Below are 26,600 nucleotides of genomic sequence, written 5' to 3' on the forward strand. Positions count from 1 at the left end.
CAACTCCCCCCCCCCCCCCCCCCCCCCCCCCCCCCCCCCCCCCGCTTCGGCAGATCAGCATGTTCGAAGATTTTTCCCTCTACCTCGACCCACCACAGGCCACCGGGCGTCGGATCGGCATCCTCGCGTGGTTTCGACGCAAGGCAAAACGGCCGCCTCTCAATCCGCACCTGCTCAAGGACATCGGGCATGGCGACTTCGGTCAATCCATCTGAAAGGAATACACAAAATGACTCGCGTACTCGTTCTCTACTACTCAGCCTGGGGCCACATAGAATCCATGGCGCATGCCGTCGCTGAAGGCGCCAGCCAAGCTGGAGCATCCGTCTCCATCCGCCGAGTGCCGGACCTTGTGCCTTTGTCGGTGGCCGAAAGGGACGGCCACCTGATCGACCAGTCGGCACCGCTCGCTCACATCGATGAACTCGCAGATTTCGACGCCATTATCATCGGCACGCCGACCCGTTTCGGCTCCATGGCCGCCCCAATGCCTGCATTCCTGGAACGGGCCGGAGGTCTCTGGTCTCGCAATGCCCTGGTCGGTAAAGTGGGCGCGATCTTCACCACGTCGGGGACCCAGCATGGCGGTCAGGAGACGACAATCCTTTCTGCCATGCCAACTCTGTTCCACCTCGGCATGATCGTCGTCGGTCTACCCTATACCTTCGCGGGGCAGTCCGGCCTGGATGAGATCAAGGGCGGCAGTCCCTATGGTGCTAGAGCGATCGTCGGCAGTGACGGCGAGCGGATGCCAACTGCGACCGAACTCGAGGGCGCACGCTTTCAGGGCCATCACGTGGCCACGGTCGCCTCCCGCCTCGCTCACAAGCTCGCCGCTTGAACCTCGCCGCTTGAACCTCGTGGCGGAGATCAGCATCTCCGCCACTCTCAATTAATGCCCGCTGGTGTTGACTCGGCCAGCGTTGGAAGGCCGATGACAGACAGCACCAACCCGATAGGTGCAACATGCAGACGTCATCTTTTCCAACCATTGAACTTTATACGACTCCCACGTGCCCGGACTGTCGCCAGCTCAAGCTCTGGTTCGATCAGCTTGGCATCACCTATCAAGAGCGCGATCTCTCCCTCCCGGAAGTCGCGGATGAGGCCAAGGCACGATCCGGCGTCCGGGTCGCACCCATCACGGTCATCGGGACCAAGATCTACTACGGCACCCACGATGCCCAGTGCCACAAGTTGCGCGAGGACTGGCCGGAGCTGTTTGGAGCCGGACGATGACCACCCTTCGTCTCCCCCAGACCCAATCGCGCATCGCCGTAGCCGAGGGGCAGACTGTGCTCGACGCCGCGCTCCACGCTGGTGTCCCGTTTCCCCATAGTTGCCGGTCCGGCCGATGCGGGGCTTGCAAATCTCGCCTCCTTTCGGGCGAAGTCACGATGCTGCAGCACTCTCCCTTCGCGCTCGATGCTTCGGACAGGGCAGCCGGAAATATCCTGGCATGTCGTGCCGTTCCACTAACGGACGTTGCCGTCGCCTGGGCTAATGATCAAGTCGTGGCGGGTGCTCGGGCCCGGATCGTTGCCTTGTACTCTATGGCGCCCGAAATCTATCGGCTGGTGCTCCGGCCCGATGAGCCGATTGCCTTTTCACCCGGACAGTTCTTCGAAATCGAACTGGCGCCCGGCATCACCCGCAGCTACTCGGTAGCCAGCGAACAGGGCGCGCTTGAGCTTGAGTTTCATATCCGCGCAATCGCCGGTGGCCGCGCCTCGGGCCTCCTTGCCGAAGAACGCGAACTGGGCGACGCTGTTCGGGTGTCCGGACCGTTCGGCAGTGCCATCGGCGCCGACCAGGCGACAGGACCAATCCTTGCGATTGCCGCGTCCACCGGCCACGCTCCAGTCCAGTCGATTCTGAACTCAAACGACGGCCGACGGGTGCACCTGGTCTCCTTCGCGCGCCAGCGCGAAGGCTTCTATCTCAATGGCCTCTTTACGCGAGCGGCCGAGGCAGACACCCGTTTCACCTATCAGGCGATCATGACCGGCGCTGTTGCGCGGAACTCATCGGCATCGCCTTTGGCTGAGGCCATCAGACAGCTTGATTGCGACCTGCTGTCAGGGCAGGTCTACATCGCCGGGCCGCCGGGCTTTGTTGACGCGGCAGCGGAACTGGTGTCGGCTCGGCATTGCCTCACCGGCGTCATTCTGACCGACAGGTTCGAGTTGAGCGCCGCCGCGGCCGCCAGATAATCGGACCGATCGGCGGTGACCCACCGCTGATCCATTCCGTCTATTGGCAGCGCAGATAACCCAGATAGCCAGCCTGCAATTGGTCCCCTATTGCCAGCTCCATAATCACTTGGGGCACCTCCTGGTCCATTAACTCCGCTATCTCCTGGCCGTCCCGGCCTGCAAGGGTCAGGCTGAGGTCGCCTGCGGCAAACGCGCCCATGCTGTTCCCCTCGATCCGCACCACATCACCGGACAGCTTGACCACTGCGATGGTGCCGGTGCTGCCCGGGCCGATCGCCAGGGCAGGCTGACTGTCCTCGGTATAGAAGAATGTGCATATGGCCCCTTCAGGCAAGGCAGTGGAAACATCCTCCGAAGCGAGGAATTGCGGATCGAGGGCAGGCACATCGGCGCTGGCTAGGGCGGCTTCGACGCTGTCGACCAGCGGCGCAGGATCTTTCGGATCGGCCGGCTGTTTGCCGTCTTCGGCAATAGAGGCCAGCAGATACTTCATTTCCGAAATTTCCTTGTCTTGGGCATAGATGATCTCGTCGGCAAGCTTGCGCACCCTGCCGTCTTCGATACCCGCCCGCGACGAAGTCATGATGGCGATGGAATGGTGAGGAATCATCGCACTCATGTAGTCGCTGTCGTCGACGGTCACTTGGCTACGCACCAGCCATAACGACAGTCCAAAAACCACAGCGGCACCCGCGAAGATGGCGATGTTGAGCACCTTGTTCTTGTACATGGAGAGCATGAAGGCCAGCATGATCACGGCCATGGCTCCGCCCATCACCAGTGCCATCCAGGCCCGCGTCTCCGACCAGAAGACATGGCTGAAGAGATAGGTATTGAGATACATCAGACCGAACATCACCACGGTCGACGTGGCGATCATCAGGAAAAAGCGGCCATATTTCATCGGGTCCTCCACCGTTGTCTGATGGGGAAATGACCTTTCCACGTGGGAAGGTTGCACCATTGGCTGATTAGAACGACGTGACCGCCGTGAAATTCAAGAAAGGTGGAAGTTCTACTGCTGCTCCGCACTCTATCCATGACAGGGGACCAGTGTTCGTCGGGCGCCAACGGGGAGACACATCATGCCTCAAGAGCATACGACCCGCTCAGCGAAAACTCCCGATATCGTATGATCATGCCCTACCGCATTTTCCCCTATGGCTTGAAGTCAAAAGGTCTCTTTGAACGGGCGGGCCACACGGTGGAGGACCATCACCTCAAATCCAGGGAAGAAATTGACGCGTTCAAGCGCGAGCTCAGGTCGAAACCACACCGCAGACATTCATCAATGGTTCCAGAATTGGCGGCCATGATGAACTTCGGCGCTTTTCGGAAAGCCGGTCGCTGGCCCCGAAGCCACCAGCTACCGTCCGATCATCGTGTTGTTCGCACTCATGGCCCTCACCGCCATTGCAGCCAGCTATGCAGCGTATGGAACGCCTTGCGTGACGCGCACAGTGGAATGGTTCATCAGCTTCTCGATGGTGGCCCTTGCGCTGCTGAAGCTGCAGGATGTCGAACAATTCAGCACGATGTTTCTCAACTACGACCTTCTTGCGCGGCGATGGGTGCCCTACAGCTACATTTACCCGTATGCCGAGGCCATCGCGGGGCTCCTGATGATATCTGGGGCGTTCATGTGGCTCTCGGTTCCGATTGCGCTCTTTATCGGTACCGTGGGAGCGATGTCTGTATTCAAGGCAGTCTATATTGATCGGCGTGAGCTCAAATGCGCGTGCGTTGGGGGCTCAAGCAATGTGCCCCTAGGCTTTGCGTCGCTCACTGAAAACCTGATGATGTTTGCGATGGCCCTCTGGATGCTCGTTTCAAGAGTCATGCTTTCGGCGGCCTAACCAATGGTCCGCTATCTGGCCTCGGCTCTCCGGAACCCGACTGACCGCAAACGGCCCCAATTCGGTCATTGGCCAAGCGAGTTGGAATGTTAGGGTGGCGGCCCAAAGCTGCCGCTCATCGGTCCATAGGAAGAGAAATTTCCCAGCAATTGCAGTGCCCATCTATGTCGCAGCGGGTGCGCCAATTCTTCACATCATCTGAACGACTGCCGCCGCCCGCACGATGTAAGGCCGGCATGCGCCGGTGTGGTCGTTGGAGGCTGGCCTCGCTCCTTTGCTTGGATTTAAGTCTTGAATGCGCCGGCCATCTGGGGCATTCACGGGGCTGTCGTCGGACCCGCCTTGCGGGTGGCTTCTCCGGGCGCCTATCCCCCGGTCACCTACCAGATCGTTTGAACATCGATGCAACGGAACGCCTGAAGCGTTCGGCTGCCGGTCAGTTGTCCCGGATGCAGCCCCGATATGAGGGTGTTCCCAGGCAGGTGATCGCGTTTTGTAGGGCCCCCGAGGGGCGTTGCCGCCGCCGACCTGCTTCAGAACCGTCCTGTTCGACACCAGCCCTCAGACCCTTCTGACGGCGGCCCCCAAGATGGACCCCAGATGCAAGATTTCCTTCCCAGAATGCGCGCCGAATGGTTCGGCAATATCCGTGCGGACATCCTCGCCGGGCTCGTCGTGGCCCTGGCGCTGATCCCCGAGGCCATCGCCTTTTCCATCATTGCCGGCGTGGATCCCAAGGTGGGTCTTTACGCCTCCTTCTCGATTGCCGTGCTGATCGCTTTTGTCGGCGGTCGACCCGGCATGATCTCGGCCGCGACGGCTGCGACGGCCGTGCTCATGGTCACCCTGGTCAAGGATCATGGCCTGCAATATCTGCTCGCCGCGACGGTTCTCGCCGGGCTGTTGCAAATCGGGGCGGGGTTCCTGAGGCTCGGCTATGTCATGCGCTTCGTCTCGAAATCGGTGATGACCGGCTTCGTCAATGCGCTGGCGGTTCTCATCTTCATGGCGCAGCTCCCCGAACTCATCAATGTCACCTGGCTGACCTATGTGATGGTCGCGGGCGGGCTCGCCATCATCTATCTCTTCCCGCGCATCACCAAGGCCGTGCCCTCGCCGCTGGTCTGCATCGTGGTGCTGACGGCGCTCTCCCTGGCGCTCGGCCTTGATGTCCGCACCGTGGGCGACATGGGCGCACTGCCCGATACGCTACCGGTGTTCCTAATCCCGCAAATCCCACTGACCTTCGAGACGCTGATGATCATCCTGCCCTATTCGGCTGCGGTGGCCGTGGTCGGCCTGCTCGAATCGCTGATGACGGCGCAGATCGTGGACGAGCTGACCGACACTAAGAGCGACCGCAACCAGGAATGTATCGGCCAGGGCATTGCCAATACCGCCACCGGCTTTATCGGCGGCATGGCCGGCTGCGCCATGATCGGTCAGTCGGTCATCAATGTGAAATCGGGCGGGCGTGGCCGGCTCTCGACCTTCTGCGCCGGCACGTTCCTGTTGTTCATGATCCTGGTGCTGGGGGACCTGGTCAGCCAGATTCCCATGCCGGCCCTGGTCGCCATCATGATCATGGTTTCGATCGGCACCTTCTCCTGGAGCTCGATCAGGAACCTGGCCACCCATCCGCGCAGCTCCTCCATCGTCATGGTCGCGACAGTGGTGACGGTGATCTACACCCATAACCTGGCCATCGGAGTGCTGATCGGCGTGCTGTTGTCGGGCATCTTCTTTGCCTGGAAAATCTCGCAGATCTTCCGCGTCACCTCCGTGCTCTCCCAGGATGGCCGGGAGCGGACCTATAGGGTGGAGGGCCAGGTGTTCTTTGCCTCGGTTGAGGATTTCACCGCCGCCTTCGATTTCAAGGAGAGCCTCGAAAGAGTGACCATAGACGTCACCCACGCCCATATCTGGGACATATCGAGCGTCCAGGCGCTCGATATGATCGTGCTCAAATTCCGCCGCGAGGGCGCCGAAGTGAACCTGGTCGGGCTGAACGAAGCCAGCGAGACCATCGTCGACCAATTGGCCATTCATGATAAGCCCGGGGCGCTCGAACGCCTCATGGGACATTAGGAGGAGAACGACCAATGGCAAAGCTCATCGCCTTCATCGACGGCTCGACCTATGCCCAGAGCGTGCTCGATCACGCCGCCTGGGTGGCCACCACCATCGCTGCCAGTGTCGACGTCGTCCATGTCATCGGGCGGCGTGACCTCTCGAGCATGCCGGCGGACCTCTCTGGCAGCATCGAGCTGGGCGCCCGTACCAGCCTTCTCAACGAACTCGCCGAGCACGATGCCCAGCGCGCCAAGCTCGCCCAGCAACGTGGTCGCCTGATCGTCGATGCCGGCGTCACGCGGCTGCTCGATGCGGGTGTGACGAGCGCCATTGGTAGGCTGCGCAATGGCGACGTGGTCGAGGCGGTGCAGGAATTGGAGAACGAGGCCGACCTGATCCTGATCGGCAAGCGCGGCGAGGCGGCCGATTTTGCCAGGCTCCATCTCGGGTCCAATCTGGAACGTGTGGTGCGCACCAGCACCAGGCCGGTTCTGGTCGCCTCGCGGGCCTTCCAGCCGGTCAAGCGGTTCCTGGTCGCCTTCGATGGCGGCCCAAGTGTGATGAAGGCGATCAACCACATCGCCACCGGCAAGCTGTTCCCCGGCCTTGAGGGACATCTGGTGATGGCCGGCAAGGACAATGCGGACAATCGCGGCAAGCTCGAAGCCGCCACCAATGTGCTGCGCAGCGCCGGTTACACCATCCACACCCATATCGAGGACGGCGAGCCCGAAAAGGTCATCGCCAGCCATGCCGAGGCCGACCATATCGACCTCCTGGTGATGGGCGCCTATGGGCATTCGCGCATTCGCAGCTTCATCATCGGCAGCACCACCGCCGAAATGGTGCGCTCGGTCAAACGCCCGGTCATGCTGTTCCGCTAGAAACACCGGCCGGTCGCGCTCCGTGCAGCTCGACCAGCGAAGCGTCGGGCGTCCTTCCGCATGGATGCCATGCAGGGGCAGGCGCCGGCGCGGCCCTCGGGCCAGCGGCGCCAGGCTCGCAAGGTGGCCTTGGAAATGGCTCTTCGACGACTGGAAAGCGGCGAATTCGGTGACTGCCGGGACTGCGGTGAACCCACTGCGCTCCGGCGCCTCGAGATCGATCCGGCGGCAAGCCTTTGCATTGCCTGCGCGCAAAGGAACGCTGGGTAGGGGCAAGGCTTGGTGCTAGGCTGAACCGACCCGCCTTCGGTCCCATCTGGGGCCCGCTTTTCATCTCATCCATTGCCGCCGGCGCTCCGCCGGGAAAGTCATATCGTGTCTGTTCCTGCCCCGCAGAAGTCTCCGCCGCTGTCCGAACTGACGGGCCGCCAGCTCCAGTGGATCGCCGGTGGCGCCATGATGACGCTGGCGACCATGCCGGGGCAGACCAACTTCATTGCCCAGTTCAATACTGCCCTGCGCCGCGAGTTCGGTTTGAGCCATGGGGAATTCGGCGGCTTCTACACGCTGGCCACACTTGCCAGCGCCAGCGTGCTGGTGTTCGCCGGGGTCGTGGCCGACAAATTTCCGGCACGGCGCCTGGCCATCATCTGCATGCTCGGCCTGGCCGCCACGGCCCTGGTCATGGCCGGCGCGGGCCATGTCGCCGTGTTGGTCGCGGCGCTGGCGCTGTTGCGCTTCTTCGGCCAGGGCATGCTGAGCCATGTCGCCATGACCACCATGTCGCGCTGGTTCAACCGGTTCCGCGGCCGGGCGCTCTCCTTTGCCGGGTTGGGATTTACCATCGGCGACGCCATCCTGCCCTTTGTGCTGACAATGTCGATCCTGGCCTTTGGATGGCGCAATGTATGGGCTGGCGCGGCCACCATTCTGGTAGGGCTGGTGGTGCCGGCGATCTGGTTCCTGCTGCGCGACCCGCCCGAGGGGCGCAAGGGCCGCCCGGTCATCGCCAATCCCGATGGCATGACCTCGCTCGAGCCCACCGGCGCGCAATGGACGAGAGCGCGTGTGCTGCGCGACCCGCTCTTCTATGCCTTGCTGCCGGGAATCATGGCGCCGCCCGCCATCGGCACGCTCTATATCTTCCACCAGGCTCATCTGATCCAGGTCAAGGGTTGGGACCTGACCACTTTCACCGCCCTGTTCCCGTTCCTCTCGCTCTCGGTGGCAATCTCTTCCATCGTCGCCGGTTTTCTGGTCGACCGCTTCGGGGCCTGGCGGCTTATGCCCGTCGTGCTGCTGCCGCTAGCGCTGGCAAGCCTGATCCTGGGGAGCGTGGAGCCGATCTGGTCCATGCCGATCGTCTTTGCCTGCATCGGCCTGACCCAGGGCATGATGAACCCGGTCGTGGGCGCCCTCTGGGTGGAAATCTACGGAACGGCCCATATCGGCGCCATCCGCTCGCTGGCAACTGCCGCGTTGGTCGCCGCCTCGGCCCTGGGACCGGGGATCGCCGGATTCCTGATCGATGCCGGTGCGCCCATAACGGCACAGACCTTCGGCTATGCCGCCTATTGTGTCGCCGGCTCGCTGACCTATTTCGCGCTTTGGCGGGAAATGTCGCGGCGGGCGGCGCTCGTGGCCTGACGCCTCCGTGCGGATAACCGGGCCTCCGGCAATGGCGGCCTATGGACTGGCCTGATGGTCGCCGCATCGAACCGACCTTTTTTCCACTACCACCGGGACTGCCTTCGACGTCGCGCGGCGACTTGACCTGGCATTTAGTCGACTTTATTGTCGACAATCTTCAGATTTCCTCGCTCCGGGGGAGATTGCCAACCCGCAGCAGGTGACGATGACTTCTCCAGCCGGTCCCGCCCCTAAGGCCTTCGTGCCGCCCCGCAATGATCTGCATGAATTCGATGCCGACGTGACCGAGGGGTTCGACGACGCACATGCCATGTTCAAGCAGCTGCGCGGCAAGTGCCCCGTCGCCCATAGCGCCGATTTCGAGGGGTTCTGGGTGGTCACCAAGTATGAGGATGTGGTCAGGGTGCTGGCCGACACCGAGACTTTTTCGACCGCCAACCAGAATGTGGTGCCGCGCGTGGCGACGTCGGGCCGGCGGCCGCCGCTGCATCTCGATCCGCCCGAGCACACGCCCTATCGACGCGCCATCTCGCCGCTGTTCCGGCCGCACAAGATCAAGGCCTGGGAGCCGGTAGTGCGCCAGATCGTGGTCGATCTGCTCACGCCGGTCGTGGCGCAGGACGAGGCCGATATCTGTGTGGACTTTTCCTATCGGCTGCCGATCTTCGTACTGGCCGAGTTCTTCCACATTCCGGCCGAGCAGGCCGAGAAGATCCGCAATATCGGGGCCGATTTCAACCATGCCTTGCAGGTGAAGGACACCGCAAAGCTCGAGCAGACCAGCCTCTTCCTCTATGAGGTGGCGCGCGACATCATCGCCGAGCGCAAGCGCAATCCCCTGAGCCCCGACAGCGATCCGACCAGCGCGCTCCTTGCAGCGCGCGACGATAAGGGCGAGCCGCTGCCCGATGCAATGATCCTGGGCACGATCCGGCAATTGCTGGTGGTAGGCATCATTGCGCCCACGACATTTACCGGGTCAATGGCGGTGCACCTGGCGCGCCATCCCGAGCATTTTGCCATGCTCAAGGCCCAGCCGGAGCTGATCCCGGCGGCGCTGGAGGAATTGCTGCGGCTCTATACGCCCTATCGTGGCTTTGCGCGGACGGCCAAGACCGATGTCGAGATCGGCGGCCGGAGCATCCGCAAGGACGAGCCCATCGCCCTGGCCTTCACCTCGGCCAATCGCGACCCCGAAATCTTCGAGGACCCCGATACGTTCCGGCTCGACCGGCCTGAGGGCCGGCAGCATGTCGCCTTCGGGCTAGGGCCGCATCAATGCGCAGGCGCGCCGCTGGCCCGGCTGATGCTGCGCATATCTCTGGAGGAATTGATCGGCCGCACCAATGGGTGGGAACTGGCAGGCCCGACGCCGATGACGACCTGGCCCGAATATGGGCCCCTCTCGGTGCCGGTGCGGTTCCTCTAGCCTATTTGAAATGGTCCTCGGAGAGGCGCAGCACATGGGCATTGCCTTCGCGCACATGGCTGCGCATGGCGGCCTCGGCGGCGTCGGGATTGCCCGCAAGAATGGCGGCGGTGATCACCTGGTGGCCGCGATTGGAGGCCACCATGGAATCGGATGAAAAATTGCGCGGCAGCTGCAGCCTGTAGAGCGGCAGCCGTACCCGATGCAGGAACTCGTCCACATGCCGGTTGCCGGCTAGGGCGCAGATCGTGGCGTGATAGGCGAAATTCTCATTGTTGTAGCTGTCGATGTCATGCGCCTGTTCGGCGGCATCAAGACGCTGTTGATGGCTCACCAGCGCTGTCCGCTGCTCGGCGCTCAACTGAGTCTCGGCGGCCAGCCGGGCCGAGAGGCCTTCGAGCACCTCGCGCACCCGCCCCATTTCAAGGATTTCCGCCCGGGTGAAGCGCCGGACATAGACGCCGCGATTGGCAACGAATTCCAGATAGCCCTGACCGACAAGGGTCTTGAGCACCTCCCTTATGCGGCCGCGCCCGGCGTCGTATTCGTCGGCAAGGTCGATCTCGATCAGCCGCTGGCCCGGTGCATAGGCCCCCGAATGAATCCGTGACTTGATCCGTTCGGCGATGACGCCGGTCGTGAGCGGCACGGCCGCTGGCCGGTCATCCATTCCTTTGGCTCCGCGAGGGGTTTGAGGGTGGCGAAAGCTACCCCGGTGCACCCCTTCCGTCAAACCAGATCACGGATAGTCGACAATTTTGTTGACTTAATAGTTCTATTGCATAACCATTCACTCATCGGGCCATAGCTGATGGGAGGAAAGATATGGAACGGATGACACGCAGAACTGCCGGATTGTCGCTTGCGGTACTGATGGGCGCCACGGCGCTGCTGCCGCTGACCACGATGCCGGCGCTTGCCCAGGCGGACGATCTGATCGTGGCGCTCTCGACCTTTTCGGAAGAAACCATGACGCCCTGGGGCGGCAGCGGCCAGCGCAAGACCTATCTCGACCTGGCCTATGAATATCTGACCTATATCGACTCCGAGACCGGCGAGACTATTCCCGGCTTGGCCGAAAGCTGGGAGATGAACGCGGACGGTACGGTCTGGACGTTCAAGCTGCGCGAGGGCGTGATGTTCTCGGGCGGCCATGGCGAAATGACTTCTGCCGACGTCGCCTATTCGATCCAGCGTCTGATCGGCGAGGATTCCCGCGCCGGCCCGGCTTCGGTCATGCGCCGCGCCATCGCCTCGGTGGAAACCCCGGACGAACGGACGGTGGTCGTCACCCTCAACTATCCCGATTTCGAACTGGCCCAGGGCTATTTCGGCGCCGCCCAGCAATTGGGCATCGTCTCCAAGGCCTATTTCGAAAGCCTGGGCGGCGAAGAGGGTGCGGCCATGCCGGTGGGAACGGGCCCCTATGTGGTCGAAAGCGCCTCGGCAGGCTCGGTCATCACCATGACCCTGCGCGACGATATCGAAGGTCATTGGCGCGTACAGCCCGAATTCACCTCGGTGGTGTTCCGCGTCGTGCCCGAGGAATCGACCCGCGTTGCCATGCTGCAGACCGGCGAGGCCGATATCGCGCCGATCAGCTTTGACTCCATCCCCACCATCGAGCAGGCGGGCCTGCGGATCGTGTCGGCGGAAGCGACCTGGTCGCCGGTGGTACGCTTTGGCGGCCTGGTCCAGACCTCGGACGAGCGCTACAATCCCGACGCCCCCTGGGCCAAGCGGGAAGTGCGCCAGGCGCTGAACTATGCCGTCGACAAGCAGACCATCATCGACGAGCTCTTCCAGGGCGAAGCCACGGTTGCCGCCAGCGATACGCCGGTGCCGGCCTGGTCCGATGTCGAACCCTATCCCTATGATCCAGAGATGGCGCGGCAATTGCTGGCCGAAGCCGGTTATCCCGATGGGTTCGACATCACCCTGCGCACCTTTACCACCGCACCGGGGGCCGAACTGCCGCTGATGGCGGAAGCGGTGGCGCTCTACTGGCAGGATGTGGGCGTCAACGCCACGATCGAGCCGGTCGACTGGCCGTCGCTGCGCACCGAATGGACCGAGGGAAGGTCGCTTGATTATGTCTGGACCCATCGCGGCTTCCCCTTTGCCAGCGCCGCCAATGGGCTCGAAGCCGGGTTCATGGAATCCAGTCTCTTCGCCAGCTTCACCTCGGACGAGCTGGAAGCGATGATCGGGCAGTTCAGCCAGGAGCAGGATGCTGACACCCGCCGACAGCTCTTCACCGGTATCGGGCAATATCTGCGCGACGAGGCCGGTGCCGTGTTCATCGCCCTGGCCAACGAGCCCTATGGGGTGAGTGACAAGGTGGGCGAGTGGGACATCACCACGGCCTATGTGTGGAACTTCGACCGGGTCACCAAGGCCCAATAATATCCCCCCGGAGCCCGGCGCCACAATTTCAGAGTGGCGCCGGGATCAGCTTTTCGAAATGGCCCCATGTTCAAGACCATCGCCATACGCGTCGGGGAATCAGCAATTGCCTTGCTGCTGATGAGTCTCGTGATCTTTCTGCTCTCGCGGATCACCGGCGACCCGGTGGCGCTGATGCTGGGCGATGGGGCGACCGAAGCCGACCGGCAGGCAATGATCGTCAATCTGGGTCTCGACCGGTCCTGGCCCGAACAATATCTCTCCTTCATCGGCAATGCGCTGAGCGGCGATTTCGGTCACTCGCTGACGGCAAGCGCCGAGCCGGCCCTGCATCTGGTCTGGTCGCGGCTCCCGGCCTCGCTGAGCCTGGCTGGAGTGGCGCTGGCCTTTACTCTCATGGTCGGCGTGGCGCTGGGCGTGTTGGCCGCCGTTGCGCGCAATTCCCCCATCGACATCGCCGCCCGCCTGCTGGCTCTGATCGGCCAGTCGGTCCCGAGCTTCTGGCTGGGCATTGTGCTCATCTACATTTTCGCCGTGCAATTGCGCTGGCTGCCCACCTCGGGTCATGGGCAATGGCAGCATTTTGTGCTGCCGGCCGCGACATTGGGCTTGTTCACCCTGGCCGCAGTCACGCGGCTGGTGCGCTCCAGCATGCTGGAGGCGCTGGGCAGCGAATATATCAAGCTGGCGCGGGTCAAGGGCCTGTCCGAATTCGTGGTGGTGTGGAAGCATGCGCTGGCCAATAGCCTCATCCCGGTCATCACCTTCATGGGCACTTTCTTTGCCGTGATGATCACCGGCGCCGTGGTGGTCGAGACGGTGTTCGCCTGGCCCGGCATCGGCCGGCTGGCCTATGAATCCATCCTGGCGCGCGACTTCCCGGTGGTGCAGACCGTGGTGCTGGTGATCACGGCCCTCTTCATCATGGCCAATCTGCTGGTCGACCTCCTCTATATTCTGGTCGATCCGCGCATGCGCAGGAGCGGGCGATGAGCGTGCAGGGCCAAACAGCGGGTCGGGCGCAAAGCGTCTTGGCGCCCATTGCCGCCTTCTGGAACGAAATCGGCTGGACCGTGCGGCTGGCGCTGGTCCTGCTGGTGCTGTTCGTTCTGGTGGCCTTGTTCGGGCCGTTCATCACCCCTTATGACCCGCTGTCCGGCTCCCTGCGGGCGCGTCTCGACCCGCCGGCATGGCGGGAGGGCGGCAGTTGGGTGCATGTTTTCGGCACCGACCGGCTGGGCCGCGACATCCTCTCGCGCATCATTGCCGGGGCGCGGATTTCGCTCACGGTCTGCGTGCTGGTCATCGCCATTGGCGGCTCCATCGGCACGGCAGTAGGCACAATGTCGGGTTATTTCGGCGGCTGGACCGACCGCATCCTGATGCGTCTGGTCGATCTGGCACTGTCCTTTCCGGTGATCCTCCTGGCGCTGCTGCTGGGGGCAATCTCGGGGCCGAGCTTTACCAATATCATCATCGTCATTTCGCTGGTGCTGTGGAGCCAGTATGCCCGCATGGCGCGTGGCGAGACCATGAAGGTGCGCAGCGAGGATTTCGTCGATCTGGCGCGCACCTCGGGCCTCTCGCATTTCCAGATCATCTGGCGTCATATCCTGCCCAATATCGCCCCGTCGCTGATCGTCGTCGCCACCTTGCAGGTGGGCGTGGTGATCGTGCTCGAAGCCTCGCTGAGCTTTCTTGGCGTCGGCGTTCCACCACCCGCCCCATCCTGGGGCTCTATGATTGCCGACGGGCGCTCCTACATCACCTCGGCCTGGTGGCTCTGCATGATCCCGGGGCTCGCGATCCTTCTTACCGTCATGTCGGTTAACCTGGTGGGCGACGCCTTGGCCGACCGCATCAATCCTGCGCTGCGAGGGCGAAGCCTGTGAGCATGAAAATGTCGCCTCTATCCGACCAGCCGCTGCTCGACATGCGCAATGTCAGCGTGCGCGTGGGCCGCGATGGCCCGGCGCTGATCGACAAAGCCAGCCTCTCCATCCGCGCCGGCGAAACCCTTGGCCTCGTGGGCGAAAGCGGCTCCGGCAAGACCACGTTGGGCATGGCGCTGATGCGCCTCTTGCCGCCATTGCTGGACAAGGGGCTCACCGGAGAAATTCGCTATCAGGGGCAGGACATTGCCCGGCTCGACAAGCACGCTTTGGCGGCTTTGCGCGGCGGGGAAATCTCCATGATCCTCCAGGACCCGATGGCTTCGCTCAATCCGGTATTTTCCGTGGGCAACCAGCTCAAGGAAGGGTTGCGTCGGCACGCGACCGCAGAGGGATCGTTGCAGGAGCGGGCCATCCGCGCCCTTGAAGATGTGCGCATACCCTCGGCCGAGGCGCGCTTGGGCAGTTATCCGCACCAGATGAGCGGCGGAATGCGACAGCGTGTCGTGGGCGCCATGGCGCTGGCGCGAGCGCCAAAACTGCTGATTGCTGATGAGCCGACCACCTCGCTCGATGTCACCATCCAGTATCAGTTCCTCGACCTGCTCAAGGACCTGCAACAGCGTCTCGGCATGGCCATGCTGTTCGTCACCCATGATTTCGGTGTGGTGGCGCGCATGTGCGACCGGGTGGCGGTCATGTATGCCGGCCAGATCGTCGAAGAGGGGCAGGTGCGCGAAATCTTCGCCCGTCCAGCGCATTGGTACACCAGGGCCCTGCTCGACAGCGTGCCGACGGTGGACAAGCGGCCCGAACGGCTGCCGACCATTCCCGGTTCACCGCCCCCGGTCGGGGCGCGGCCTCAGGGCTGCCGATTTCATCCGCGTTGCGCCAATGCCCAGGCCAAATGCCTTGAACCGCCGGAAAATGTATCCGTCGGGGCGGAGCATTCGGCGCTCTGCTGGTTTCCGATTGCGGCGCAAAGGGGGGCAGCATGAGTGCCATCCTGTCTGCGCGTGGGCTGGGGCGCGTTTTCAAGGTGCGCCATCGCGGCGCCAATCGCGACCTGCATGCGGTCACCGAACTGGATCTGACGCTGGAGCCGGGGCGGACACTCGGTGTGGTTGGCGAATCGGGCTGCGGCAAGACCACGCTCAATCGCATGCTGTTGCTGCTCGATGCGCCGAGCGAGGGCGAAGTGCTGTTCAAGGGCAGGCCCGCCTCCCAGCTTAGCGCCGCAGAGCGGCGGGCATTTCGCCGTGCCGTGCAGCCGGTGTTCCAGAACCCCTTCTCCTCGCTCGATCCGCGCATGCGGGTGGGCAGGATCATCGCCGAGCCGCTCGCGACCATCGAGGGCCTCTCCCGGACTGACAGGGCCAATCGCGTCACCGAGGTGCTCGAAGCCGTGGGGCTGACGGCGGCGGATGCGCGGCGCTTTCCCAACGAGTTTTCCGGTGGCCAGCGCCAGCGCATCGCCATTGCCCGGGCCATCGCCTCGCGGCCGGAAGTGCTGATGCTGGATGAGCCGGTCTCCTCGCAGGACATTTCCATCCGAGCCCAGATCCTCAACATTTTGAAGGATTTGCAGGACGAGTATGGGCTGGGCTGCGTTTTCATCTCGCATGACCTGGCCACCGTCCGGTTCATGGCCCACGATGTGATCGTCATGTATCTGGGCCGGGTGATCGAGCGCGGGAGCGCCGAGTCCATCTGCACCATGCCCGCCCATCCCTATACCAGGGCTTTACTGGCGGCGGCCCTGCCGCCCGACCCCCATGCGCCCCGGCCCGAATTGCCGCCGAGCGGCGAAATTCCGAGCCCGCTCGATCCACCCGAGGGCTGTCCCTATCACACCCGCTGCCCGCTGAGCTTTGATGCCTGCCGCACGGTGCGTCCAGCAATGCTGCCAGCGACCCATGGCGGCGCGGCAGCTTGTCATCTCCTTGACCCGGAGATCGCGCGATGAGCCTGAAATTCGTTGCCGTGGGGGATATCGGTCCGGACCGGGATGATACGGCCAGCATTTTCGACGGCGTTCGGGCGCGCCTTCAATCTGCCGATCTGGGCTTCGGCCAGCTTGAGGTGAACCTGACGACGCGTGGCACAAGACTGCCCCAGGCTCGCCACACCATCCGCGGCAAGCCCGATGTGGCCGATGCCTTGGTGGGCACCGGGCTGGAACTGGTGTCCTTTGCTGGCAATCATTGCATGGACTGGGGTCCGGACGGGCTGACCGACACGATCGACAATCTGGAGCAAGCAGGGGCCATCCAGCTCGGCAGCGGGCGCACGATCGAAGAGGCACGTAGGCCCGCCATTGTTGAGCGCAAAGGCGTCAAGGTCGGCGTTATCGCCGTCAATTCCATCCTCCCCATGACCTATTGGGCGGAGGAGCGGCGGCCAGGCTGCGCGCCGATGCGGGCACATACCGTCTATGAGCAGATTGAGCACGACCAGCCGGGCACCCCGGCGCGCGTCCATACTTTTAGCCATCGCGACGATCTGGATGCTTTGCTGGAGGGTATTCGTGACCTGCGAAAGCAGGTCGACGTTGTGATCCTCTCCCACCATGCCGGCATTCATTTCGTGCCGGCGGTGATCCCCGACTATCAGCGCGAAGTGGCCCATGCCGCCATCGACGCAGGGGCCGACCTGGTGCTGGGGCACCATGCCCATATCCTCAAGGGCGTGGAAATCTACAAGGGCAAGACCATCGCCTATAGCCTTGCCAATTTCGCCATCGACCTGCTGATGGACGAGGCCCATGCCAAGTCGAAGGGTTTTCGGGAAATCCAGAAGCTCAATCCCGATTGGGTGCCGGACTTCACCAGCCGCTATAATTTCCCGCCGGATTCGGCCATGAGCATGATGCTGGAAGCCCGGCTCGGCAACGAGGGGGTGGAGGACGTCCGCTTCGTGCCCATCATGATAGGCAAGGACGCCCTGCCGCGCATCTTAGGGCCGGAGCACGCCGACTTCAGGCGCATCCACGCCTATCTCCAATCCATTTCCGACGCTGCCGAACTGGGATCACAGATCGTTCGGGACGGCGCCCGGCTGGCTGTCACGGCCAGGACATGACGCTGAGCCGGCAGATCGTCGATGCGTACTGGTCCGTCGACAGGCTGGACCGGCCGATCATAGAAGCCGCCCGGATCGCGCTCGCCGATGGCCTCGGCGTGATGGCGGCAGCGGTTTCTCTGGAGCCCGCCACCGCGCCGTTTCTCGATCATGCAATGGCCATGGGCGGCTCGGGGCCGGCGCGGATCATCGGGCGGGGATGCTCTGTCACCGCGCCGATGGCGGCACTGGCCAATGGGGCGCTGGCCCATGCCCTGGACTTCGAGGATACGTTCGAAGCGGGCATGATCCATCCCAATGCCTCGCTCATTCCGGCAGTGCTGTCCCTGGCACAAATGGAGGCTTCGGATGGCCCGCGTGTCCTGAAATCGCTGGCCCTCGGCTGCGACTTTGCCTGCCGCCTGTCACTGGCATTGGATGGCGATCCCGCGCAGCGCGGCTGGTATCATCCGCCCATCCTGTCGGGGTTGGGCGCCACCCTTGGCGCGGCATATCTGTTGGGGTTAACCGGGCAGCAGGCCGTCGATGCGCTGGGCCTGTTCATCGCCCAGTTCATGCTGGGGGATGAATTGAAGCGCTCGCCGCGATCACATTTGCGCGCCGTGCGCGAAAGTCTGGCGGCCCGCGCGGCGGTCGAGTCTGTGCTGTTGGCCCGAGCCGGGGTGCGGGCGGTGGAGCAGCCGCTGGAAGGGCGGAGCGGGGTCTTTGCTCAATTGACGCGCAATGGGCCGCTGGAGCAGGCGCTACTGGATAGTTTAGGCGTTCACTTTGCCGGGCCATCTGTCGCGGTCAAGCGCTGGCCCAGTTGCCGGGGTACTCATAGCGCCATTGTCGCGGCCCAGACTTTTCGGCGGAAGGGTGTGCTGGCGGGGTCAATCGCGCGGGTTGATGTCACGGCGACGCCGCCCAACGACATGCTCTTCCTGCCGCGCCAGAGCCGAATTGCCCCGGCTACTTCCATCGACGCTAAATTCTCCATTCCCTATGTGTTCGCAGCGGCGATGACCCGCGACACTGTCGATCTCGGCGCCTTTGCCGAAGCGGTACGCGGCGACGCTGCGATCCTGGATCTGGCGCGAAAGGTCGAGATGCGCGAGCTGGTGACCTCTGCAGGTTTCGAAGCGCGCTACGAGATCGCACTGCTCGATGGCACGCGGCTGGTCGAGACCGTCATCGCTGTGCCGGAGTGGCGCACCGCGGACATGCAGCTTACCGATCTCGCTCCCAAGCTCGGCAATTGCCTTGGCATTGTCGGGGTCGATGTCGGCGCATTTCTCGACGCGGTCCGCAGCATAGAGACGAATGGCGTTGCGCCGCTGATAGAGTTTTTATAGCGCCGGTTCGACGAGGCCCAGTTCGGCCAGCACTTCGGCGGTGTGTTCACCCAGGAGCGGCGGCGGCGCATCAAGGCCCGGACCATCATGGGCGAATTTGAAACCGGCATTGAGGATCGTGGTGTCGCCCACGGCGGCGTTGGGCACATGGATGGGCAATTGCAGGTCGCGGCCCTGCAATTGCGGGAGATGGAGTACATCGCGCACCGGGCGGACAGCGCCGGCAGGGACGCCGGCATCGGAGAGCACGCGTTCCCATTCCAGCGCCGTGCGCGTGCGGAAGGACTTGGCCAGTTCCCCCTGCAATTCCTTGTCGTGATCCATCCGGCTGTCGCCATCGGCAAAGCGCGGATCGGCCAGCAGGTCCGGCCGCTCCAGCGCCAGGCACAGGCGCTCATACTGGTTCTGCTGCACGGCGCCGATGGTGATCGGCTCATCCAGCGTTTCGAACGTATCGGCAGTGGGCGCGAGAGAAAAACCGCGATTTCCGGTACGCCTGGGCTCGGTGCCCGAGATGACCAGCGGATTGACCACGGAGGCCATCATCACCAGCGAAGCATCGAGCATGGACATGTCGATGAACTGACCCTGCCTTTGCGGGTCGCGCTCGCGCTGGATATAGGCGGACTGGATGGCAAAGGCGGCCAGCAGCGCCGAATATGTATCGACGATGGGGAACCCGACGCGCATGGGGCCGCTATCGGCTTCGCCCGAAAGGCTCATCAGTCCAGAGACGGACTGAATGATCTGGTCGATGGCCGGATAATCGCGCATCGGGCCCTCCTGGCCATAGCCCGAGATCGAGCAGAAGATCAGCTCCTTCTGGTCCTGGCGCAAGGTTTCATAGCCGAGGCCCAGCCGGTCGATGACCCCGGGCCGGAAGTTCTCGACCAGGATATCGCAGGTGGCGATGAGCTTGCGGGCAGCGTCCCGACCAAAATCGGATTTGAGATCGAGCACAATCGACTTCTTGCCGGCATTGGCGCCGATGAAGGGCTCGGCCATGCCGCGCAATTCGCGGCGCTGGGTGTAGTTGCGAAGGACATCGCCGCCCGGCGGCTCCACTTTGATGACTTCGGCGCCCAGCAGCCGCAGGAAATGGGTCGCGAGCGGGCCGGCAATGACATGGCTGAAATCGGCAATCCTGACGCCGGCCAGTGGTTGGGCCAATGCTCTTCTCCCCAGTTTTATAGTTCATTTAATGAACTATTGTGGGAGATGTTGTCAAGCTTGGCTCAATCGTCGGGGTCACCGGCCAGCATGCCGCGCTCGTCCTGCCTGGCGGTGCCGCGCTCGGCCATGTGGTCGAGGAGTCGATTGAGCAGGCCGAACAATTGCTGCTTCTCGTCGGCCGAGAAGGGCGCCAGGAGTGCCTCGTGCTGATCGCGCATGCGCTGGTTGATCCGCTCATATTTGGCGCGCCCGGCCTCGGTCAGGGTCAGCGCATTGTAGCGCTTGTCGGCTGCCACCTTTTCGCGCTGTACCAGGCCACGATCCTCAAGCGTCTTGATCAGCTTGGTCACCGCGGATTTCTTGAACACCAGTGTCGAGGCGACGTCGTTCTGCGAGGTGCCGGGATTGAGCCCGATCAGGCAGATGACCACGAGTTCGCCCTGCTGGGCGTCGAAATCGGAAAAGAAGCCGGCATTCTCGGCGCGGATATGGGCACGCAGCGCGCGCGTCAGGAAGGGCAGGTTCTCACGCAGATTTCCGAGTTGCACGCCCTGTCGGTCGGGGCTGGCGTCGTCGCTTTGTGTCATCCGCGGTCCCTCGTCTCGGCTGAGGTGACTATCCGGCAAAGCCGGGCAAGTCAAACCGGCCCATATCCCCGCTTGACCCGCTCAAAAACAGTTCATAAAATGAACTAATAATTGAGGAGGGATCATTGGCACCTGTGGACATTGCGCCCGGACTGGACGCCGAGCAGGCGCGAGAGGCACTCGATGCGGCCTTCGCAGCCGAAGATCGTTCGGCGCGCGACATGGCTGGTCCCTGCATCGGTATCTTCGGCAATGGCGTGCCGGAAACCCTGATTGCGGCCGCTGGCGCCACCCCGATCCACGTCAACTTCTGCCGCATGGCCAGCGCCGGCCCGATGGATGCGGTCATCGAGCCCTTCGTGGATGCCGAGGTGCGGATCTTCCTCAATCGTTTCGCTACGGGTCACTTCGATGCACTTGCCGGCATTGTCTTTGCCCGCGACGATGCGGCAGCGCTGACGGCCTATCAATACGCAACCGAATGGGTGCGCCAGGGCCGGGCGGCCAAGACGGTACCGGCGCTGTTCCTTTTCAACCTGGTGCACAAGTCAGGGACCGCTGCCGCCCGCTTCAACCAGATCCAGTGCGATAAATTGCAGGACTTTCTGGTGCGCGTGGGTTTGTCCGTGCCCGGGGCCGAAGCGCTGGCTGCAAAAGCCGAACACGCCGCGCGCCGCCAATCCGCACTGGTCGCGCTCGATGCGGTAGCGCCCGGAGCGCTGGCCTCGCGCTGGCGCAATGCTGGCCGCTTCCTGCCGGTCGCGCGCCATGCCGACCTGCTCGAAACCGCGCTCCAGTCCTCCACGCCCAAGCCCACAGGACACCCCCGGCTTGGCCTCGTCGGCTCCCCCATCGTCGCGCCGGGCTTTTTCGACATGCTCGATACAATGGGCGATCTGGCCTGCAACGCACAGGCCCTTGGCCAGGTGTGGCCCGGCCCCTGGGAGATCGAGCATCAGCGCAATGCGATGCTGGCAGCGCTGGCCGATGACCCGTTCTGCCTCCGCATCTCGCCCCCCGGGCGGCATCGTCAGGCCCTGCTGGACGCCATCACGGCTGCGAACTGTTCGCTCGTCATTTGCCAGCTGGCCCAGACCGACGACACCTTCGGCTGGGAAATACCCGGCCTCATGGCGGCGCTGGCCGAGCGTGGCATCGGCTTCGTCAATCTGGGGTTCCGCGACCCGGAACCCGATGCGGGCTGGCTCTCCCACGCGGCCGGCAGGATTGCAGCAGCATTGGAGCCGACGTCATGACCTACCAGCCGCTTGCTGCCACCGCCGCCGCTGCCGAATACCAGCGCAACTGGGTCAAGGGGCTGCGCGCCCAGATCACCTCGGGCACGCAATATGCGTTCGTCAACGCCGATACACCCCATGAGCTGTTCCACGCCATGGGCATGCCTATCGTCACCAACCAGTGGTGGTCGGCGGTCATCGCGGCCAAGCAATTGTCCGAATTCTATTTCGACTACATGCAATCCATCGGCTTTCACGAACGGCTGGCGCGCTATTCCAGCCTGCCGCTGGTTGCCGAGCTGGAAGGCAGTCCGGAGCGCCAGCCCTGGGGCGGCTTGCCTCGGCCGGCCATGCTCTGCGCCCGGCTCAGTGCCGATGACCACGCGCGCATCTTTGCGCTCTGGGCCGAAAAGACCGGCGCACACCTGACGCTGCTGTCGGCGCCCGCCGTGCCCGACCCGCAGCCGGACTGGTGGCGCGTGGCCCGCAAGGATTGGGAAACGCTTTACCACACCGATCGGCTGGACCTGATGGTCGCCGAGTTCGAGGAGCTGATCGGAGAGCTCGAAGCCCTGACCGGCCGCCCGTTCGACCGGGAAGCGTTCGCGCGCTATATGGACGCCATTGACCTCCAGGAGCAGATTTTCGAGGAGGCGAGCGACCTTGTTGCCGCGGCGCCCCGTTGTCCGATCCGCATTTCCGAGCAGATCCCCAACGTGATGATCCCCCAATGGCACCGCGGCTCGGACTGGGCATTGGCCCATGCGCGGCGCTTCCGCGACGAAGTCGCAGAACGCATCGAGGCAGGCACCGGTATCGTCGAGAATGAGCGGGTGCGCATGATGTGGATCGGCGCCGGCCTCTGGTTCGACACGAGCTTTTATGCCGCTTTCGAGGAAAGCCATGGCGCCGCCTTTGTCTGGTCCATGTACCTGCCCTTTGCCGGCGATGGTTATCGGCGTGCCAGCAATGGCGATCCGCTGCGGGCACTGGCGGCGCGAGTCTCGGCCATGAACGAGCAATTGCATCAGCCGCCCTGGGTCAATGCCTGGATGGTCGAGCAAGCGAAAAAATACCGCATCGACGTGGCACTGATGCTCATTCCCCAACATGACCGTTTCTCCGGCCATGGCTCGCTTTTCGCCAAGGCGGCGCTGGAAGAGGCGGGCATCAGGGTGGTCAAAGTCTGGTCCGACATGGTCGACCAGCGCGACTGGGATCGCGACGCGGTAATCGGCCGCATCACCCCGATCCTTGATGAGGTGGTACGCGCAAAGGGTATTTGACGTAGTTCACTTAATGAACTATTATGCATCATAACGAGATCGGCAAAGCCGACGACTGGGTAGGGAGGTGCGCTATGGGTGCGCTGGACGGCCTCAAGATCGCTGATTTCTCCTGGGTAGGTGCCGGTCCGCGCGCCACCAAGGACCTGGCGGATAATGGCGCCACGGTCATCAAGATCGAGTCGCGCAAACGCCTGGACCTGGGTCGTCTCTCTCCGCCCTTTGCCGGTGGCATCAAGGACCCCGACGGTTCGGCCTTCTTTGCCCAGACCAACACCTCCAAGCAGAGCGTCACCATCAATCTCTCGACCCCGCAGGGCGTCGAGATCGCCAAAAAGCTCGTGGCCTGGGCCGATGTCGTGGTCGAAAATTTCGGCCCCGGGTTCATGGATCGCATCGGGCTCAGCTATGAGACGCTGAAATCCATCAGGCCCGACGTGATCCTCGCCAGTGTGTCCGTTGCCGGGCGCAGCGGGCCCATGGCCGGCTTTCGCGGCTATGGCAATTCGGCGGCTGCTCACTCGGGTCATGCCGCGCTTACCGGCTGGCCTGGCCGCGATCCGCATATGCCGCCGCTGGCCTATGGCGATGTCATCGCGCCGATGTTTGCCACCGTTGCCATTCTCGCAGCGCTCGAACACAGGGCGCGGACTGGAGAGGGCCAGCATCTCGACATTTCCCAGATCGAGCCGATGATCCATGTCATCGCCGATCTCTATGCGGCCGACACCATCCCCGACAAGGCCGGCAATGACGACCGCGAATATGTCATCCACGGCGTCTATCCCTGCGCGGGAGACGACGCCTGGATCGCCATTGCCGCCCGGGACGAAGCCGAAGCGGCAAGGCTCGCTGCCGCCCTTGAACTCGCCCCCGAACATCTTGATGACCAGTCAATTGCCGAGGCCACCGCAAGGCTGAAAAAAGTCGAACTGGCCGAGACATTGCTGCAACTGGGCCTCGCCGCTGCGCCGGTGCTGGACGGAAAAGACGTGTTCGAAAGCGAGGACCTTGCAGAGGGCCGCCATTTCGTGGCGCTCGATCATCCCGTTCTCAAATCCTCGAAAATGCCGGCGCCGCCCTATGCCTTTGGCGAAACGCCCTGGACCATGACGCGGGCGCCCCTGCTCGGTGAGCACAACGCACAGGTCTTCGGCGAGATTGCGGGGCTGAGCGCCGACGAGATCGCGGCACTGCAAGCCGAAGGGGTCCTGGCATGAGCCTCTTAGCCGGCATCAGGGTTGTCGAACTTTCCGACGGGCTGGTCGATTTCGGCGGCCGCATGCTGGTCGAGCTTGGTGCGGATGTTGTCTCCGTGCAAGCGGGTGAAAAGCGCCTGCCAGAGCGCGAACTGGCCTTGCACCACGGCAAGACAAGGCTCAAGGCCGACGACCGTGACGCCATCATCGCCCTGGCCCGGAATGCCGACATCGTGCTCGATGGCCAGCGCCATGGCGACCGCTTTGACTTGACCGCCGCTCTAGACGGTTCGCCTGGTGTCATCCATGTACGGGTTAATACGTTTATGGGCGCGGCGCGCCCTGCAAATGACCTGACGCTGATGGCGCAATCGAGCCTGATGCATGTGACCGGCGATCCCGAAAGCCCGCCGTTGCGCTTTCCCGGTGAGCAGGCCTATATCCTGACCGGCATCCAGGCGGCGACCGCGGCCTTGATGGGGCTCTTCGCGCGCCGCCGTATCGGGCGCGGGCAGAGTGTCGATGTCTCGGCGCTCCAGAGCGTCACCCTCGCCAGTTACCGCGAAGCCGTGATGTATGAGTGGACCGGGCGCATTGGCCGGCGTCGCGGCAATCTCCTCGTGCGCGGCAAGTCCGGCGTGCGGCAGATCTGGCCAGCCCGCGATGGTCACGTCACCTGGTCGATGATCGACAATCCGCCCATGATGCGGGCGCTGGTTGCCGTGATGGTGGACCAGGGCGTGGCCGGTGAACTGGCCGAAATCGACTGGGACAATACCCTGGTCGCCGATACGCCGCAGGAGGTCATTGACCGCTGGCAGGAGATCGTGGGCCGCTTCTTCCTTTCGCAGGGCAAGGCGCAATTGGGGCGCTGGTCGCTCGAAAAGGGCTGGGGCCTTTCGGTCATCAATACGCCCGCCGAAGTGCGCAATAGCGAGCATCTGGCCGCCCGTGGCCTCTTTGTGCAGGTCACGGATGAAACGACAGGCAAGAAGGCGAGCCTGCCTGGCCCGCTCTTTGCCTCTTCGCTCAAGCAGACGCCGCCCGCCCGGACCCTCGCCACCCCCCGACCGGCCAGCTCATTCAAGTCATGGGGGGCCAGATGAGCGGCGCTCTTTCTGGCCTTAGGGTCCTCGACTTCTCCCGGCTGCTGCCAGGGCCCTATTGCACGTGGCTTCTGGCCGATATGGGGGTCGAGGTGCTCCGGGTGGAAAATCCCCGTGAGATCGCCAAGCAGGCCGAGGTTTTCGGCTGGGATCGCCTGTCGCCCGAAAAGCGCGCGCAATTGCGGGAGAATGATATCCTGGCCCGCAACAAGCGCTCCCTGATGATCGATATCGGTCATGCGGACGCGCTGCCTGTGTTGCAGGATCTGGCGCGATGGGCCGATATCGTGGTCGAGGATTACCGCCCCGGCGTGCTTGATGGCCTGGGGCTGGGATTCGAGGCGCTCAGCGCCATAAATGCGCGCCTTGTTTATGCCAGTCTCACCCTTTGCGGCCAGACCGGTCCCTATCGGGACAAGCCGGGCCATGATCCGGTGGCGCTATCCATCGCCGGGGTGCAGTCCCGCATCGGCGAAGATACTAATGCGCCCAGCTTCGCCGGCATTCCGGCCGCCGACGTCATCACCGGCAGCCATGCCGCCTTTGCCATACTGGCAGCAATCGAGGAGCGCCGTCGCACCGGTCAGGGGCGCCATGTCGACGTCGCCATGAGCGACTGTTCCATGAGCCTCCTGGTCAATGTACTCTCGCGCCACCCCGATCCGACGACGATCCCGCCCCGCGGCACGCGGCGGGCCGATATGGGGCTCTGGCGCACGAGAGATGACAAGTTCATCTGCACCACCGACATGGAGCCGCGCTATTGGCGTGTGTTCTGCGACACCGTCGGGCGCCCCGATTTCGCGCCCTTGCAGAACCAGGTCGAACGGCGCCCCGAAATCCGCGCCGCGCTTGAGGCCATCTTTGCCGAGCGTGACCGGGACGAGTGGCTGTCGATTCTCGAGAGCGCCGGAACCCAGTTTGCGCCGGTCCACGATGTCGGCGAGGCGCTGGCTGACCCCCATAACCGCGCACGCGGCATGGTGGTGGAAACAATTGGAGAAAGTGGCGTGACGGTCCGGCAGGTCGGTCCACCCGTGCGCTTTGACGCCCGAAATCCGGTCCGCTGGCTCGGTCATGCCCCCGGAACCGATACTGAATCCGCACTCGCCGAGATTGGAATTGGCGGAGCGGATCTTGACCAACTCAGGAGAAGCGGCGCCCTCGGCGCCGAAAACAAGGTCTCATAA

Annotated in this window: 25 protein-coding genes, 1 pseudogene and 1 other annotated feature; of the genes and pseudogenes, 22 read left to right on the plus strand and 4 right to left on the minus strand. The window is 63.4% G+C overall.

Going from position 1 to position 26,600, the window contains the following annotated elements:
• The first annotated feature begins 59 nt into the window (after positions 1-59).
• The 4 genes from ACXYMS_RS16305 (at position 60) to ACXYMS_RS16320 (ending at position 2,213) form a co-directional block, all read left to right on the plus strand.
• Positions 60-215, plus strand: coding sequence for a hypothetical protein (locus tag ACXYMS_RS16305; protein ID WP_458907878.1), 156 nt, complete (start codon positions 60-62; stop codon positions 213-215).
• A 14-nt stretch (positions 216-229) separates the two neighbouring features.
• Complete coding sequence (gene wrbA, locus ACXYMS_RS16310) at positions 230-841, plus strand: NAD(P)H:quinone oxidoreductase (protein WP_458907879.1); 612 nt, start codon at positions 230-232, stop codon at positions 839-841.
• A 125-nt stretch (positions 842-966) separates the two neighbouring features.
• The gene (locus ACXYMS_RS16315) at positions 967-1,239 is read left to right on the plus strand and encodes a glutaredoxin family protein (protein ID WP_458907880.1); all 273 of its coding nucleotides are present in this window, start codon (positions 967-969) and stop codon (positions 1,237-1,239) included.
• Positions 1,236-2,213, plus strand: coding sequence for a 2Fe-2S iron-sulfur cluster-binding protein (locus ACXYMS_RS16320; protein ID WP_458907881.1), 978 nt, complete (start codon positions 1,236-1,238; stop codon positions 2,211-2,213). Before ACXYMS_RS16315 ends, ACXYMS_RS16320 begins: the two co-directional genes overlap by 4 nt.
• 40 nt (positions 2,214-2,253) lie before the next feature.
• Here ACXYMS_RS16320 and ACXYMS_RS16325 read toward each other — a convergent pair whose 3' ends face one another.
• Entirely contained in the window at positions 2,254-3,120 is an 867-nt protein-coding gene (locus tag ACXYMS_RS16325) for a DUF305 domain-containing protein (protein WP_458907882.1), read from the minus strand.
• A gap of 228 nt (positions 3,121-3,348) precedes the next feature.
• Here ACXYMS_RS16325 and ACXYMS_RS16330 point away from each other — a divergent pair.
• From ACXYMS_RS16330 to ACXYMS_RS16355, 6 genes and pseudogenes are all read left to right on the plus strand, one after another.
• Positions 3,349-4,072 (plus strand): annotated as a pseudogene (locus ACXYMS_RS16330) (MauE/DoxX family redox-associated membrane protein).
• 330 nt (positions 4,073-4,402) lie between these two features.
• Positions 4,403-4,454 (plus strand) — a sequence feature (sul1 is cis-regulatory element that is thought to sense ions involved in sulfur or methionine metabolism; They are found in Alphaproteobacteria).
• Positions 4,455-4,672: 218 nt separating this feature from the next.
• Positions 4,673-6,160, plus strand: a complete 1,488-nt coding sequence (locus ACXYMS_RS16335) for a SulP family inorganic anion transporter (RefSeq protein ID WP_458907883.1) — start codon at positions 4,673-4,675, stop codon at positions 6,158-6,160.
• A gap of 14 nt (positions 6,161-6,174) precedes the next feature.
• On the plus strand, positions 6,175-7,029 hold the full coding sequence (locus tag ACXYMS_RS16340) for a universal stress protein (protein WP_458907884.1): 855 nt from the start codon (positions 6,175-6,177) through the stop codon (positions 7,027-7,029).
• A 135-nt stretch (positions 7,030-7,164) separates the two neighbouring features.
• Positions 7,165-7,299, plus strand: coding sequence for a TraR/DksA family transcriptional regulator (locus ACXYMS_RS16345; RefSeq protein ID WP_458908018.1), 135 nt, complete (start codon positions 7,165-7,167; stop codon positions 7,297-7,299).
• Between the two features lie 105 nt (positions 7,300-7,404).
• Entirely contained in the window at positions 7,405-8,676 is a 1,272-nt protein-coding gene (locus ACXYMS_RS16350; protein WP_458907885.1) for an MFS transporter, read from the plus strand.
• Between the two features lie 208 nt (positions 8,677-8,884).
• Entirely contained in the window at positions 8,885-10,108 is a 1,224-nt protein-coding gene (locus ACXYMS_RS16355; protein ID WP_458907886.1) for a cytochrome P450, read from the plus strand.
• Position 10,109: 1 nt separating this feature from the next.
• On the opposite strand, the gene ACXYMS_RS16360 is transcribed toward ACXYMS_RS16355, so the two are convergent.
• Complete coding sequence (locus tag ACXYMS_RS16360; RefSeq protein WP_458907887.1) at positions 10,110-10,778, minus strand: GntR family transcriptional regulator; 669 nt, start codon at positions 10,776-10,778, stop codon at positions 10,110-10,112.
• A gap of 164 nt (positions 10,779-10,942) precedes the next feature.
• Here ACXYMS_RS16360 and ACXYMS_RS16365 point away from each other — a divergent pair, with 164 nt between their 5' ends.
• The 7 genes from ACXYMS_RS16365 to ACXYMS_RS16395 all read left to right on the plus strand — a co-directional run bounded on the left by ACXYMS_RS16365 (position 10,943) and on the right by ACXYMS_RS16395 (position 18,821).
• Positions 10,943-12,514 (plus strand): ABC transporter substrate-binding protein, encoded by a 1,572-nt coding sequence (locus ACXYMS_RS16365; protein WP_458907888.1) that lies wholly within the window; start codon positions 10,943-10,945, stop codon positions 12,512-12,514.
• A gap of 66 nt (positions 12,515-12,580) precedes the next feature.
• On the plus strand, positions 12,581-13,507 hold the full coding sequence (locus tag ACXYMS_RS16370) for an ABC transporter permease (protein ID WP_458907889.1): 927 nt from the start codon (positions 12,581-12,583) through the stop codon (positions 13,505-13,507).
• Complete coding sequence (locus ACXYMS_RS16375; RefSeq protein ID WP_458907890.1) at positions 13,504-14,406, plus strand: ABC transporter permease; 903 nt, start codon at positions 13,504-13,506, stop codon at positions 14,404-14,406. Before ACXYMS_RS16370 ends, ACXYMS_RS16375 begins: the two co-directional genes overlap by 4 nt.
• 8 nt (positions 14,407-14,414) lie before the next feature.
• A complete protein-coding gene (locus tag ACXYMS_RS16380; protein WP_458907891.1) occupies positions 14,415-15,404 on the plus strand; it encodes an ABC transporter ATP-binding protein in 990 nt (329 codons plus the stop codon).
• Positions 15,401-16,372 (plus strand): oligopeptide/dipeptide ABC transporter ATP-binding protein, encoded by a 972-nt coding sequence (locus ACXYMS_RS16385; protein ID WP_458907892.1) that lies wholly within the window; start codon positions 15,401-15,403, stop codon positions 16,370-16,372. Before ACXYMS_RS16380 ends, ACXYMS_RS16385 begins: the two co-directional genes overlap by 4 nt.
• A complete protein-coding gene (locus ACXYMS_RS16390; protein WP_458907893.1) occupies positions 16,369-17,487 on the plus strand; it encodes a CapA family protein in 1,119 nt (372 codons plus the stop codon). The genes ACXYMS_RS16385 and ACXYMS_RS16390 overlap by 4 nt, the downstream gene beginning before the upstream one ends.
• On the plus strand, positions 17,484-18,821 hold the full coding sequence (locus ACXYMS_RS16395) for an MmgE/PrpD family protein (RefSeq protein ID WP_458907894.1): 1,338 nt from the start codon (positions 17,484-17,486) through the stop codon (positions 18,819-18,821). Before ACXYMS_RS16390 ends, ACXYMS_RS16395 begins: the two co-directional genes overlap by 4 nt.
• On the opposite strand, the gene ACXYMS_RS16400 is transcribed toward ACXYMS_RS16395, so the two are convergent.
• Both ACXYMS_RS16400 and ACXYMS_RS16405 read right to left on the minus strand, forming a co-directional pair.
• The gene (locus tag ACXYMS_RS16400) at positions 18,816-19,991 is read right to left on the minus strand and encodes a CaiB/BaiF CoA transferase family protein (RefSeq protein ID WP_458907895.1); all 1,176 of its coding nucleotides are present in this window, start codon (positions 19,989-19,991) and stop codon (positions 18,816-18,818) included. The two genes, ACXYMS_RS16395 and ACXYMS_RS16400, sit on opposite strands and share 6 nt — an antisense overlap.
• 65 nt (positions 19,992-20,056) lie before the next feature.
• Positions 20,057-20,581, minus strand: coding sequence for a MarR family winged helix-turn-helix transcriptional regulator (locus tag ACXYMS_RS16405; RefSeq protein WP_458907896.1), 525 nt, complete (start codon positions 20,579-20,581; stop codon positions 20,057-20,059).
• Positions 20,582-20,715: 134 nt separating this feature from the next.
• On the opposite strand from ACXYMS_RS16405, the gene ACXYMS_RS16410 reads away from it, so the two are divergent.
• The 5 genes from ACXYMS_RS16410 to ACXYMS_RS16430 all read left to right on the plus strand — a co-directional run bounded on the left by ACXYMS_RS16410 (position 20,716) and on the right by ACXYMS_RS16430 (position 26,600).
• Positions 20,716-21,837, plus strand: coding sequence for a 2-hydroxyacyl-CoA dehydratase family protein (locus ACXYMS_RS16410; RefSeq protein ID WP_458908019.1), 1,122 nt, complete (start codon positions 20,716-20,718; stop codon positions 21,835-21,837).
• A complete protein-coding gene (locus tag ACXYMS_RS16415) occupies positions 21,834-23,105 on the plus strand; it encodes a 2-hydroxyacyl-CoA dehydratase (RefSeq protein ID WP_458907897.1) in 1,272 nt (423 codons plus the stop codon). Before ACXYMS_RS16410 ends, ACXYMS_RS16415 begins: the two co-directional genes overlap by 4 nt.
• Before the next feature lie 74 nt (positions 23,106-23,179).
• A complete protein-coding gene (locus tag ACXYMS_RS16420) occupies positions 23,180-24,325 on the plus strand; it encodes a CaiB/BaiF CoA transferase family protein (protein ID WP_458907898.1) in 1,146 nt (381 codons plus the stop codon).
• Positions 24,322-25,410 (plus strand): CoA transferase, encoded by a 1,089-nt coding sequence (locus ACXYMS_RS16425; protein ID WP_458907899.1) that lies wholly within the window; start codon positions 24,322-24,324, stop codon positions 25,408-25,410. The genes ACXYMS_RS16420 and ACXYMS_RS16425 overlap by 4 nt, the downstream gene beginning before the upstream one ends.
• Entirely contained in the window at positions 25,407-26,600 is a 1,194-nt protein-coding gene (locus ACXYMS_RS16430; RefSeq protein WP_458907900.1) for a CaiB/BaiF CoA transferase family protein, read from the plus strand. Before ACXYMS_RS16425 ends, ACXYMS_RS16430 begins: the two co-directional genes overlap by 4 nt.

This window comes from Devosia sp. CAU 1758, assembly GCF_054482695.1.